This window comes from Serratia sp. 121840015-1 (genome assembly GCF_053627655.1).
This window is the reverse complement of the sequence record NZ_JBSEYF010000001.1, coordinates 788,336-801,145: the sequence shown is the minus strand read 5'-3', so window position 1 is coordinate 801,145 and position 12,810 is coordinate 788,336. Positions and strand designations below refer to the sequence as shown.

Genomic DNA, 12,810 nt, shown 5'->3' with positions numbered 1-12,810 from the left:
TCAGTTTGTAGCCTTATGGTTAGTTAAAGTGATTCACATTTTTATGTTTAATGTGAAAAATACGAATCACCAAGAGGCAAGCATGACAACTGACGCACAGTATCAGCAGCATTTCGACGACAAGATCGCGGCGGACATCGCCATTGAGGCCAAAGACTGGATGCCGGACGCCTACCGTCAGAACCTGATTCGGCAGATTGGCCAACACGCCCACTCGGAAGTCATCGGCATGCTGCCGGAAGCCAACTGGCTGACGCGCGCCCCCACGCTGCGCCGCAAGGCGGTGCTGCTGGCCAAGGTGCAGGACGAAGCCGGCCACGGTCTGTACCTCTACAGCGCCGCCGAGACCCTCGGCTGTTCGCGCCAGGACATCTACCAAAAGATGCTCGACGGCAAGATGAAGTACTCCTCTATCTTCAATTACCCCACGCTCAACTGGGCGGATATCGGCGTGATCGGCTGGCTGGTCGACGGCGCCGCCATCGTCAACCAGGTGGCGCTGTGCCGCGCGTCCTACGGCCCCTATGCGCGGGCGATGGTGAAAATCTGCAAAGAGGAAAGCTTCCACCAACGCCAGGGCTACGAGGCGGTGATGGCGATGGCCAACGGCAGCGACACGCAGCGCGCCATGTTGCAGGACGCTATCGATCGCTTCTGGTGGCCGGTGCTGATGATGTTCGGCCCGAGCGACGCCGACTCCCCCCACAGCGCCCAGAGCATGGCGTGGAAAATCAAACGCCACAGCAACGATGAGCTGCGGCAGAAATTCGTCGACAACACCGTGCCGCAGCTTGAGGCGCTGGGCATGACGGCGCCGGACCCGAGCCTTACCTGGGACGAGGCCGCCGGCCACTATCGCTTCGGCGAGATCGACTGGAGCGAACTGCATGAGGTGCTCAAAGGGCGCGGCCAATGCAACCACGAACGCCTGCAGGCCAAACGCCGCGCCTGGGAAGACGGCGCCTGGGTACGCGACGGCGCCATGGCCCACGCCGCGAAAAACGCCGCCTCCGCCGCATAGCCAACATAAGGAAACGAGATCATGAGCCACGTTGAATGGCCGCTGTATGAAGTGTTTATCCGCAGCAAACAAGGGCTGGCGCATCGCCACGTCGGCAGCCTGCACGCCGCCGACGACCAAATGGCGCTGGAAAATGCCCGCGACGCCTATACGCGCCGCAACGAAGGCTGCTCGATCTGGGTGGTGCAGTCGCGCCATCTGATCGCCTCGCAGCCGGAAGATCGCGGCGCGTTCTTCGATCCGTCCGAAGATAAGATCTACCGTCATCCGACGTTTTACACCATTCCCGACGGCATCAAGAACATGTAGAGGCGACCATGACGGTTAACGATCCGCGCATCAGCTATTTGCTCCGCCAGGGCGACACGCCTCTGATCCTCGCCCAGCGCCTGTGCGCCTGGTGCGGCCACGCGCCCGAGCTGGAAATCGATCTGGCGTTGGCCAACATCGGGCTCGATCTGCTCGGCCAGGCGCGCAACTTTCTGGGTTACGCCGCCGAACTGGCCGGCCCGCCCTGCAGCGAAGACAGCCTGGCCTTCGGCCGCGACGAGCGCCAGTTTCATAACCTGCTGTTGGCGGAGCAGCCGAACGGCGGTTTCAACGACACGCTGGTGCGTCAGTTCCTGCTCGATGCCTACCACGTACAGCTGCACCAGGCGCTGAGCCGCAGCCTCGATGTGCAGATCGCCGCCATCGCCGCCAAATCGTTGAAGGAGGCCGATTATCACCTGCGCTTCAGCCACGGCTGGATGATCCGCCTGGGTGACGGCACCGACGTCAGCCACCGCAAGATCCAGCAATCGCTGGATAACCTGTGGCGGTTCACCGCCGAGCTGTTCCACGCCGACGCGCTGGAGCTGGAACTGGCAGAACAAGGCATCGCCGTCGATCCGCGCGAACTGCAGGCCCCCTGGCAAGCGCAGGTGGAAGAGACGCTGCGCCAGGCGACGCTGGCGCTGCCTGCCGAGCAGGCGTTCCGGCACGGCGGCAAGCAAGGCCGGCACAGCGAACACCTCGGCCCGCTGCTGGCGGAAATGCAGTTCCTGCAGCGCGCCTATCCAAACGGTCAATGGTAGGAGGCCACGATGAACGTCACCCGTTTGCAACCCGCCGAAATCCCGCAGATTTGGCACTGCCTGCAGCAGATCAGCGATCCCGAACTGCCGGTGCTGTCGATCACCGATTTGGGCATGGTGCGCGACGTAGCGCGCGACGGCGCGGGCTGGCGCGTGACCTTCACCCCAACCTATTCCGGCTGCCCGGCCACCGAATTTTTGCTCAACGCCATCGAGCAGCGGCTGGCGGCCGCCGGCTTCAGCCCGGTGCAGGTGGACATTCGCCTCAGCCCGGCCTGGACCACCGACTGGATGAACGCCGACGCCCGCGAGCGGCTGCGGCAATACGGCGTAGCGCCACCGCAGGGGCACACCTGCGATCGGCCGCACGCCCACGGCCCGGTAGCCTGCCCGCGCTGCGGCAGCACCCACAGCGAGAAGATCAGCGAGTTCGGCTCCACCGCCTGTAAAGCGCTGTACCGCTGCTGCGACTGCCGGGAACCGTTCGATTATTTCAAATGCATATAGGAGCGCTGACACCATGACGGTCTTTCATCGCCTGAACGTCGCCGCCATCGAGCGCGAAACGCCGGACGCCGTAGCCATCACCCTGCGGGTGCCCGAAGAGCTGCAAAACCAATACCGCTATACCCCCGGCCAGCACCTGACGCTCAAGGCGTTGGTCAACGGCGAAGAGCTGCGGCGTTGCTACTCCATCTGCAGTTCGCCGCAGGAAGGCCTGCTGCAGATCGGCGTGAAGGCGATTGACCAGGGGCGCTTCTCCGGCTTCGTCAACCGCATGCTGAAGGTCGGCGACGCGCTGGAGGTGATGGTGCCTCAGGGGCACTTCGGCTACCAGCCGCAGGCAGAGCGCCACGGCAACTACCTGGCGATCGCCGCCGGCTCAGGCATCACGCCGATGCTGTCGATCATCAAGGCGACGCTGCTGCTCGAACCGGGCAGCAGCTTCACCCTGATCTACGGCAACCGCAACAGCCGTTCGATGATGTTCAAAGAGGCGCTGTCGGATCTGAAAAACCGCTACCCGCAGCGTTTTCAGCAGCTGTATCTGTTCAGCCAGGAAAGTCTCGACAGCCCGCTGCTCAGCGGCCGCATCGACCGTGAACGCCTGACGGCGATCGGCGGCGCGCTGCTGGATTTCCGCGACTATGACCACGCCTTTATCTGCGGGCCGGAATCGATGATGGACGACGCACAAACCGTGCTGGAACAGGCCGGCGTCCCGGCCAACCACATCCACAGCGAACGCTTCAACACCAGCGGCCTGGTCGTCCGCCCGCGAAGCAGCGGCGATCGCAACGCCACCCGGGTGGCGATCCTGCTCGACGGCCGCCGGTTGGATATCGAGGTCGGCGAACAGGACGACAGCATTCTCGACGCCGCGCTGCGCCAGGGCGCCGACCTGCCCTACGCCTGCAAAGGCGGCGTATGCGCCACCTGCAAATGCCGTCTGAAGGCCGGCCAGGTGGAGATGGGCGTCAACTACAGCCTGGAGCCGGATCAGCTGGCGGCAGGCTACGTATTGAGCTGCCAGTCGTGGCCGAAAGGCGACGGCGTGGTATTGGACTTCGACGTCTAGGAGCCGCGATGGACACCCCCTTTATTTTGCATCAGCAGCAGCACCGCGTGGTCACGCTGACGCTGCATCGCCCGGAGGCGCGCAACGCCCTGAGCACGCCGTGCCTGGAACAGCTGGTTGCTCGCCTGGAGCAGGCCGACGCCGACAGCGGCGTGGGCGCCGTAGTGATCGCCGGTGCGGCGCGCTTCTTCGCCGCCGGCGCCGATCTGCGCGAACTGCAACAGCAGGATCTGCCGGCCGCGCTGGCGGATCGCCGTCCGCAGCTGTGGCAGCGGCTGGCGCAGTTCAGCAAGCCCCTGCTGGCGGCGGTGAACGGTTATGCCCTGGGCGCCGGCTGCGAGCTGGCGCTGGCCTGCGACATCGTCATCGGCGGCGAAAGCGCCCGCTTCGGCCTGCCGGAGATCACCCTCGGCCTGATGCCGGGCGCCGGGGGCACCCAGCGTCTGATCCGCTGCGTCGGCAAGTCGCGCGCCAGCCAGATGGTGCTGACCGGCGAGCCCATCGACGCCTGCACCGCGTTGCAGGCCGGCCTTATCAGCGAAGTGTGCGTCGATGCCCTGACGCTGGAACGCACGCAGCAGATTGCCGATCGCATCAGCCGTCAGGCGCCGCTGGCGCTGCGCGCCGCCAAACAGGCGCTGAAACAGGCCGAGGAAATCGGCCTTAGCCAGGGGCTGACGATGGAGCGTCAGCAGTTCGTCACCCTGGCCGCCACCGACGATCGCCGCGAAGGCATCGCCGCCTTTTTCGAAAAACGTACGCCAAACTATCAGGGGCGCTGATTTATGGATAACGCATTGATTCTCAGCCATCTCGACGCCGGCGTGTTGACGCTGACCCTTAACCGGCCGGATCGGCTCAACAGCTTTAACGACGAGATGCATCGCCAGCTGAGTGAAGCGCTGACGCAAGCCGAGCGCGACGACAGCGTGCGCTGCCTGCTGATCGCCGGCGCCGGGCGCGGTTTCTGCGCCGGGCAGGATCTCAACGATCGCAACGTCAGCGCCGATCAACAGGCGCCGGATCTCGGCCTGTCGGTCGAACGTTTCTACAACCCCCTGATCCGTCGCCTGACCGCCCTGCCGAAGCCGGTGGTGTGCGCGGTCAACGGCGTGGCGGCCGGCGCCGGCGCCGCGCTGGCCCTGGCGTGCGATATCGTCATCGCCGCCGACAATGCCAGCTTCATTCAGTCTTTCTGCCGTCTGGGGCTGGTGCCTGACTCCGGCGGCAGCTGGCTCCTGCCGCGGCTGGCCGGCCACGCCCGCGCGATGGGCATGGCCATGCTGGGTGACAAAATCAGCGCCCAACAGGCGCTGGCGTGGGGCATGATCTGGCAGGTAGTGCCGGCGGATGAATTGGCCGACCGCACGCAAACGCTGGCGCGCCATCTGGCCACCCAGCCGACCTACGGTCTGGGGCTGATCAAGAAAGCCCTCTACAGCTCGGCCACCAACAGCCTCGATCAGCAGCTCGATCTGGAGCGCGATCTGCAGCGCCTGGGCGGCCGCAGCGACGACTATCGCGAAGGCGTCAGCGCGTTCTTTGCCAAACGCACGCCAAACTTCAGCGGGAAATAGCCATGAACGCGCCCCTTCTTAACGGCCAGGTGGCGGTGATCGGCGCCGGCACCATGGGTATCGGCATCGCCCAGGTGGCCGCCGCCGCCGGCCACCCGGTGCGGCTGTTCGATATCGCGCCCGCCGCCGCCCAGCGCGCGATCGACGATCTCGCTCGCCGCCTGCGCCAGCGGGTCGACGACGGCAAGGCCGACGCCGCGCCCACCGAAGCCCTGCTGGCGCGCCTCGAATGCGCCGACTCGCTCGAGCAGCTGGCCGACTGCACGCTGGTGATTGAAGCGGTGGCGGAAAATCTGGCGATCAAACAGGGCCTGTTCCGCGATCTGGAGGCGCTCTGCGCACCCACGACGCTGTTCGCCAGCAATACCTCTTCGCTGTCGATCACCGCCATCGCCGGGGCACTGCAACACCCGGCCCGCATGGCCGGGCTGCACTTCTTCAACCCGGCGCCGCTGATGAAGCTGGTGGAGATCGTCAGCGGCCTGGAGACCGGCGCCGAGACCCTCGCCGCGCTGCAGGCCCTGGCACAGCGCTGGGGTAAGCAGAGCGTCGTGTGCCGCTCGACGCCGGGATTTATCGTCAACCGCGTGGCGCGGCCGTTCTATGCCGAAACCCTGCGCGCGCTGGAGGAACAGGTGGCCGACGCCGCCACGCTGGACGCGGTATTGCGCGACGCCGGCGGCTTCGCCATGGGCCCGCTGCAATTGACCGATCTAATCGGCCAGGACGTCAATTACGCCGTGACCGAATCGGTGTATCAGGCCTTCTATCAGGATCCGCGCTTCACGCCCTCACTGGTGCAGCAGGAGTTGGTGGCCGCCGGGCACCTCGGCCGTAAATCCGGCCGCGGTTTCTACCGCTACGACGCGCCGCGATCCGCCGCCGCGATCGCCTTTACGCCACCGGCGCAGGCCGCACTGCCGCAACGCGTTACGCTGCACGGCGACTGGTCCTCGCTGGCCGATTTGGCGCAGCTGTTAAGCGAAAATGCGGGGGCGATCAAACAACCTGGCCAGACCAGCCCACACGTCACGATCGACGACGTTACACTGATGTTAACCAATGGTAAAACCGCCGGCCAACTGGCCGACGAACGTGGAACGCCCGTGGTGCTGTTCGATCTCTGTGCCGACTATGCGCACGCCTCCGCCATCGCCATCAGCTGCGCGGCGCAAAACGATGCGCAACACAATGCCAACGCGATTCGCCTGCTGCAGTCCCTCGGCAAGCAGGTCATTCCGTTGCCGGATTACCCTGGCCTGCTGACGATGCGCACCCTGGCCATGCTGGCCAACGAAGCGCTCGACGTGGTGAATAAAGGCGTCGCCAGCGCCGAAGATACCGATCTGGCGATGCTGCGCGGCGTCAACTATCCGCGCGGGCCGCTGGCCTGGGGCGCCGCGCTCGGCTGGCGCCACATTCTGACTACGCTGGAAAACCTGCAACGCTATTACGGCGAAGCGCGCTATCGCCCGATGCCGCTGCTGCGCCGCTACGCTTCCCCCGCCTCTTTCCCAGGAGCCGAACGATGAACGCCAATACGCCACGCGCGCTGGCTCAGCGCTGCGCCGAACAGATGTTCCAACAAGATACCTGCGCTCAGGCGATGGGGATGCACATCGATGCCGTCGACGCCGGGTACGCTCAGGTCAGCATGACCGTCGGCCCGCAGATGCTCAACGGCCACCAGACCTGCCACGGCGGCCAGCTGTTCAGCCTGGCGGACACCGCCTTCGCCTACGCCTGCAACAGCCAGGGGTTGGCGGCGGTGGCCTCCGGCTGCAGCATCGACTTCGTCCGCCCGGCGCTGGCCGGCGATCGCCTCACCGCCAGCGCGGAGATGCGCCATCAGGGCAAAGCCACCGGGCTGTATGACGTCGAAATCGTTAACCAACGGGGCAAAACCGTCGCCTGGTTCCGCGGCCGCGCGCACCGCCTCGGCCACAGCATTTTAGGAGATCAGGCATGAATCAGGCATTTATCTGCGACGGCGTGCGTACCCCGATCGGCCGCTATGGCGGCGCGCTGGCCCAGGTGCGCGCCGACGACCTCGCCGCCCTGCCGCTGCGCGTGCTGTTGGAACGCCATCCGCAGGTCGATTGGGCGCAGCTGGACGACGTGATCCTCGGCTGCGCCAACCAGGCCGGGGAAGACAACCGCAACCTGGCGCGTATGGCATTGCTGCTGGCCGGGCTACCGGTCGGCGTTTCCGGCACCACGGTGAACCGCCTGTGCGGTTCGGGCCTGGATGCGCTGGCGATGGCGGCGCGCAGCATCAAAGCCGGTGACGCCGGGCTGCTGCTGGCGGGCGGCGCGGAATCGATGACCCGTGCGCCGCTGGTGATGGGCAAGGCCGACAGCGCCTTCAGCCGCCAGGCGCAGCTGTACGACACCACCCTCGGCTGGCGCTTCGTCAACCCGCGCATGCAGGCCGAGTTCGGCACCGATTCGATGCCAGAGACCGCCGAAAACGTCGCGGCGCAGTTCAACATCAGCCGCGCCGATCAGGACGCCTTTGCGCTGCGCAGCCAGCAGCGCGCCGCCCGGGCGCAGGCGCTGGGCCACCTGGCGCAGGAGATAGCCCCGGTCAGCCTCATCGGCAAAAAAGGCGCGGTGACGCTATTCAGCCAGGATGAACACCCACGCCCCGACACCACCTTTGATCAGCTGCAGGCGCTGAAAACCCCGTTCCGTCAGCCCGGCAGCGTCACCGCCGGCAACGCCTCGGGCCTGAACGACGGTGCGGCGGCGCTGATCGTCGCCTCCGAAGCGATGGCGGCGCGCCAGGGGCTGACGCCGCGCGCGCGCATCGTTGCCACCGCCACCTGCGGCGTGGAGCCGCGGCTGATGGGCATCGGCCCGCTGCCGGCCACCCGCAAGGTGCTGGAAATCGCCGGGCTGAGCCTGGCGCAGATGGACGTTATCGAACTGAACGAAGCGTTCGCCGCCCAGGCGTTGGCGGTAATGCGCCAGCTTGGCCTGCCGGACGATGCCCCGCAGGTCAACCCCAACGGCGGCGCGATCGCCCTGGGGCATCCACTGGGCATGAGCGGCGCGCGCCTGGCGCTGGCCGCCCTGTTTGAACTGGAACGGCGAGCCGGCCGCTACGCGCTTTGCACCATGTGCATCGGCGTCGGCCAAGGCATCGCCATGATCATTGAGCGTGTCTGACCCCTGAGGCTAACCATGACAATAAATCCACAGCCCCTCGAAACGATCGAATTCGCCTCGCGCGATGAGATTGAAGCGTTGCAGCTGACGCGTCTGAAGTGGACGCTGCACCACGCCTACGACAATGTGCCGATGTACAAACGCAAATTTGACCAGGCCGGCGTGCACCCCGACGATCTCAAACAGCTGAGCGATCTGGCGCGCTTCCCCTACACCACCAAGCAGGATCTGCGCGACAACTACCCGTTCGACACCTTCGCGGTGCCGATGGAACAGGTGGTGCGCATCCACGCCTCCTCGGGCACCACCGGCCGCCCGACGGTGGTGGGTTACACCCAGCGCGACATCGATAACTGGGCCGATATCGTCGCCCGCTGTCTGCGCGCCGGCGGCGCCACCGCCAAAGACAAGGTGCACGTCGCCTACGGTTACGGCCTGTTCACCGGCGGCCTGGGCGCACACTACGGCGCAGAGCGGCTCGGCGCGACGGTGATCCCGATGTCCGGCGGCCAGACGGAACGCCAGGCGCAGCTGATCCTCGATTTCAAACCCGACATCATCATGGTGACGCCGTCCTATTGCCTGACGCTGATCGACGAGCTGGAGCGCAAGATGGGCGGCGACGCGCGCGGCTGCTCGCTGCGGCTCGGCGTGTTCGGTGCTGAACCCTGGACCGAAGCCCTGCGCCACGAGATCGAAACCCGCATGGGCATCAAGGCGCTGGATATTTACGGCCTGTCGGAAGTGATGGGGCCGGGCGTGGCGATGGAGTGTCTGGAGAGCGGCGGCGGCCCTACCATTTGGGAAGACCACTTCCTGCCGGAGATCATCTGCCCGGAAACCGGCATTGCTCTGCCGGACGGCGAACACGGCGAACTGGTGTTCACCACCCTGACCAAAGAAGCGCTACCGGTGATCCGCTACCGCACCCGCGATCTCACCCGGCTGCTGCCGGGCGACGCGCGCCAAATGCGCCGCATGGGCAAGATCACCGGCCGCTCCGACGACATGCTGATCATCCGCGGCGTCAACGTCTTCCCGTCGCAGGTGGAAGAGCAGATCATGCAGTTCGAGCAGCTGTCGCCGCACTACCAGCTGCAGGTCAGCCGCAGCGGGCACCTGGACACGCTGGCGGTGCGTGTCGAGCTCAAGGAGTCGGCGCTCAGCCTCAGCCACCAGCAGCGTTGCGACATCTGCCACCAGCTACGCCACCACATCAAATCGATCGTGGGCGTCAGCACCGACGTCAGCATCGCCAACTGCGGCGATATTCCGCGCTCGGAAGGCAAAGCGCAGCGCGTGGTCGATTTGCGGCCGCGCTGAGGCGCACGGCGTCACGGATGACGCCGCCTTAAATTATGGTAATGTTATGGCTCATCGAAGGCTAACCCATGGAAAAATATGGAACATAAACTGGATGAGTTCATTCGCCATGCCGTCGACGCGCAGCCGATCAGCGGCACCTCGCTGATCATTTCGCTGTACGGCGACGCGCTCAGCCACCGCGGCGGCGAAGTGTGGCTCGGCAGCCTGAGCGCGCTGCTGGAGGCCTTCGGCTTCGGCGATCGCTTCGTGCGCACCTCGGTGTTCCGCCTGCAGAAAGAGGGTTGGCTGGCGGTGGAAAAAATAGGCCGCCGCAGCTTCTACCGCGTGACCGAGCAAGGGATGCGCCAGTTCCGCCACGCCGAATCGAAAATCTATCTGCGCGAGCAGCCCGCCTGGGACGGCAAGTGGGAGCTGTTGCTGCTGGAAAGCGCCGAAAAAAACGAGCGCGCGCGGCTGAAAAAAGAGCTGGGCTGGCTCGGGTTCGGGCAAATCGCCAGCAACCTGATGGCCGCCCCCACCCATGCGCAAACCGACGTGACGGCACTGCTCGGCGAGCTGAACGCCAGCGAGCAGGTGATTTACTTCCGCGCCGATTATCCCTATAACCGCTCCGAGCAAACCCTGCAGAACTTGGTGGCCGACTGCTGGTCGCTAAACGAGGTGGCGGCCGGCTATCACGAGTTTATCGTCTCCTTCCGGCCGCTGATGGCGCTGCTGCGCGAAGTCGACCCGTCGGCGCTGACGCCGCTGCGCTGTTTCCAGATTAAGCTATTATTGATTCACTTCTTCCGTCGCGTGGTGTTGAAAGATCCGCTGCTGCCGGACGCGCTGCTGCCCGCGCAGTGGGAGGGCCAGATCGCCCGCAACCTGTGCATCAATCTTTATCAACAGGTCGATCGCGCCGCAACGGAATATGTCAGCGCGCTGGCGGAAACCACCATCGGCGCCCTGCCCGCGCCGGCCGCCGGCTACTATCGGCGCTTCGGCGGCCTGCCGCGCGACCCTACATTTTAAGGAACTCACGCTATGCCTGTGTATCAGATTGACGGCCTGACGCCGGTCGTCGACCCCAGCAGTTACGTGCACCCGACGGCGGTGCTGATCGGCGACGTGATCGTCGGCAAGCACGTATACATCGGCCCGAATGCCAGCCTGCGCGGCGATTTTGGCCGCCTGGTGATCTGCGACGGCGCCAACATTCAGGATAACTGCGTGATGCACGGCTTCCCGCAGCAGGACACGGTGGTGGAAGAAGACGGCCATATCGGCCACGGCGCCATCCTGCACGGCTGCCGCATTCGCCGCAATGCGATGGTGGGCATGAACGCGGTGGTGATGGACGGCGCGGAAATCGGCGAGAACACCATCGTCGGCGCGATGGCGTTCGTCAAAGCCGCGGCGGTGATCGAAGCCAACAAGCTGGTGGTCGGCAGCCCGGCGCGCGTGCTGCGCGATCTGACCGAACAGGAATTGGCCTGGAAGATCGCAGGCACCCGCGAGTATCAGGATCTGGTACAGCGCTGCAAATCCTCGCTGCACGAAGTGGCGCCGCTGACCGAAATCGAACCGGGCCGCCAACGCCTGAGCTTCGGCGACCACCTGATCCCGAAAAGCCAGCTGTAATCCCCGGGGCTGAGGAACGCCTCAGCCCCTTCCCTTATTACTCCACTTCCGGCGCCTTGAACGGCGACGGCACGGCCGCGCGGCGGCTCTGGACGTGATAAGCCACCACCAGCAGCAAGGTTAACGGAATACCGAACCACAGCGTCATGCGGAAGAATTCGGTAAACGCCGTCGAGATCATCAGCGCCGCCATCAGCCCGGCACCCAGCAAGGTGGTATACGGGAACCCCCACATGCGGAACTTCAGGTGGGTCTGCCGATGCCGGCGGCGGAAGAACAGGTGGGTGACGAAAATCATCAGCCAGGTAAAGCAGGCGCCATACACCGAAATAGACATCATGGCGGCGAACGACGTTTCCGGCGCCACCAGGCTCAGCACGATAGACACCACGATGCCGATGCACGACATCGCCAGCGCATTGACCGGAATGCCGCGCCGGCTGACGCGCCCCAACGCCGCCGGCGCCTGCCCGGCGCGCGACAGCGAGAACATCATGCGGGTGGTGATATACAGCTGGCTGTTCATCGCCGACAGCGCCGCCACCAGCACGATAAAGTTGAAAATACCGGCGGCGGCGGGCAGATGGATCACGTTCATCGCCATCAGGAACGGGCTTTCGCCGGTGCCGGACTGCCGCCAGGGCACGATGGCCAGCATCAGGGCAATCGACAGCATGTAGAAGATAAACAGCCGCACGATGGTGCCCTTGAACGCCGCCTTCACCGCAATCACCGGATTTTTCGCCTCGCCGGCGGCCACCGCGATCATTTCAATGCTCAGGTAGCTGAAGATAGACACGATCACCGCGAACCACATGCCCTTGACGCCAAACGGCATGAAGCCGCCGGCGGTCAGGTTGCGCAGGCCGTAGGCCGGGTTGCCCGAGAACGCCAGAATGCCGATGCCGATCAGAATGAACGCCACGATCGCCGTCACTTTGACGGTGGACAGCGCGTATTCCACCTGGCCGAACGACTTCACGCCGATCACATTGATGACGATCACCGCCGCCGAGAACAGCAGCACCCACGGCCAGGTCGGCGTCGCCGGGAACCAGAACTGCATGTACATGCCGATGGCGGTAACTTCGGTGCCCACCGCCAGCACCACGCAAGACCAGTAGGAATAACGCACCAGAAAACCGAACAGCGGGCCAAGATAGAATTCGGCGTAGTCGCCGAACGAGCCGGGCGTCGGGTGTTCGGAGGTCATTTCCGCCAGGCTGCCCATCAACAGCAGCGCAATAACGCCGCCGATCAGGTAGCTCAGCAATACCGACGGCCCCGCCATCTGAATGGCGTAGGCGCTGCCGAGAAACAGCCCGGTGCCGATGGCGCCGCCGATCGCCAGCATCGACATCTGCCCGGCGGTAAGATGCTTGTTCAACCCGCCCTGACGGCGGGCGATATGCTCAAAATCATTCATCTGTGGCATGG

The 12,810-nt window shown here is 65.0% G+C and carries 14 protein-coding genes; 13 read left to right on the top strand and 1 reads right to left on the bottom strand.

All coding sequences use genetic code 11. From position 1 onward, the window contains the following. Window positions 1-82: 82 nt before the first annotated feature. The 13 genes from paaA (at window position 83) to paaY (ending at window position 11,373) form a co-directional block, all read left to right on the top strand. Window positions 83-1,021, top strand: coding sequence for a 1,2-phenylacetyl-CoA epoxidase subunit PaaA (paaA, locus tag ACUXAC_RS03820; protein ID WP_454266500.1), 939 nt, complete (start codon window positions 83-85; stop codon window positions 1,019-1,021). 21 nt (window positions 1,022-1,042) lie between these two features. Continuing rightward, window positions 1,043-1,330: a 1,2-phenylacetyl-CoA epoxidase subunit PaaB gene (gene paaB, locus ACUXAC_RS03815; protein WP_004935173.1), complete on the top strand. Its 288-nt coding sequence runs from the start codon at window positions 1,043-1,045 to the stop codon at window positions 1,328-1,330. Window positions 1,331-1,338: 8 nt separating this feature from the next. Next, window positions 1,339-2,097, top strand: coding sequence for a 1,2-phenylacetyl-CoA epoxidase subunit PaaC (gene paaC / locus ACUXAC_RS03810; protein WP_187322540.1), 759 nt, complete (start codon window positions 1,339-1,341; stop codon window positions 2,095-2,097). 9 nt (window positions 2,098-2,106) lie between these two features. Further along, complete coding sequence (gene paaD / locus ACUXAC_RS03805) at window positions 2,107-2,604, top strand: 1,2-phenylacetyl-CoA epoxidase subunit PaaD (RefSeq protein WP_033653577.1); 498 nt, start codon at window positions 2,107-2,109, stop codon at window positions 2,602-2,604. A gap of 13 nt (window positions 2,605-2,617) precedes the next feature. Next, the gene (gene paaE / locus ACUXAC_RS03800; RefSeq protein WP_454266499.1) at window positions 2,618-3,676 is read left to right on the top strand and encodes a 1,2-phenylacetyl-CoA epoxidase subunit PaaE; all 1,059 of its coding nucleotides are present in this window, start codon (window positions 2,618-2,620) and stop codon (window positions 3,674-3,676) included. Window positions 3,677-3,684: 8 nt separating this feature from the next. Then, complete coding sequence (gene paaF / locus ACUXAC_RS03795; RefSeq protein ID WP_060439667.1) at window positions 3,685-4,458, top strand: 2,3-dehydroadipyl-CoA hydratase PaaF; 774 nt, start codon at window positions 3,685-3,687, stop codon at window positions 4,456-4,458. 3 nt (window positions 4,459-4,461) lie between these two features. Then, window positions 4,462-5,253: a 2-(1,2-epoxy-1,2-dihydrophenyl)acetyl-CoA isomerase PaaG gene (gene paaG, locus ACUXAC_RS03790; RefSeq protein WP_060439665.1), complete on the top strand. Its 792-nt coding sequence runs from the start codon at window positions 4,462-4,464 to the stop codon at window positions 5,251-5,253. Between the two features lie 2 nt (window positions 5,254-5,255). Then, complete coding sequence (locus ACUXAC_RS03785) at window positions 5,256-6,785, top strand: 3-hydroxyacyl-CoA dehydrogenase (protein WP_197862124.1); 1,530 nt, start codon at window positions 5,256-5,258, stop codon at window positions 6,783-6,785. Further along, entirely contained in the window at window positions 6,782-7,222 is a 441-nt protein-coding gene (gene paaI, locus ACUXAC_RS03780) for a hydroxyphenylacetyl-CoA thioesterase PaaI (RefSeq protein WP_047730362.1), read from the top strand. Before ACUXAC_RS03785 ends, paaI begins: the two co-directional genes overlap by 4 nt. Beyond that, complete coding sequence (gene pcaF, locus ACUXAC_RS03775) at window positions 7,219-8,424, top strand: 3-oxoadipyl-CoA thiolase (RefSeq protein WP_454266498.1); 1,206 nt, start codon at window positions 7,219-7,221, stop codon at window positions 8,422-8,424. The genes paaI and pcaF overlap by 4 nt, the downstream gene beginning before the upstream one ends. Before the next feature lie 15 nt (window positions 8,425-8,439). Continuing rightward, window positions 8,440-9,747: a phenylacetate--CoA ligase PaaK gene (paaK, locus tag ACUXAC_RS03770; protein ID WP_049201370.1), complete on the top strand. Its 1,308-nt coding sequence runs from the start codon at window positions 8,440-8,442 to the stop codon at window positions 9,745-9,747. A gap of 78 nt (window positions 9,748-9,825) precedes the next feature. Continuing rightward, on the top strand, window positions 9,826-10,764 hold the full coding sequence (gene paaX / locus ACUXAC_RS03765; RefSeq protein WP_060420571.1) for a phenylacetic acid degradation operon negative regulatory protein PaaX: 939 nt from the start codon (window positions 9,826-9,828) through the stop codon (window positions 10,762-10,764). A gap of 12 nt (window positions 10,765-10,776) precedes the next feature. Next, a complete protein-coding gene (paaY, locus tag ACUXAC_RS03760; RefSeq protein ID WP_021505794.1) occupies window positions 10,777-11,373 on the top strand; it encodes a phenylacetic acid degradation protein PaaY in 597 nt (198 codons plus the stop codon). A 37-nt stretch (window positions 11,374-11,410) separates the two neighbouring features. Here paaY and ACUXAC_RS03755 read toward each other — a convergent pair whose 3' ends face one another. Then, window positions 11,411-12,808 (bottom strand): amino acid permease, encoded by a 1,398-nt coding sequence (locus ACUXAC_RS03755; protein WP_454266497.1) that lies wholly within the window; start codon window positions 12,806-12,808, stop codon window positions 11,411-11,413. Window positions 12,809-12,810: the final 2 nt, after the last annotated feature.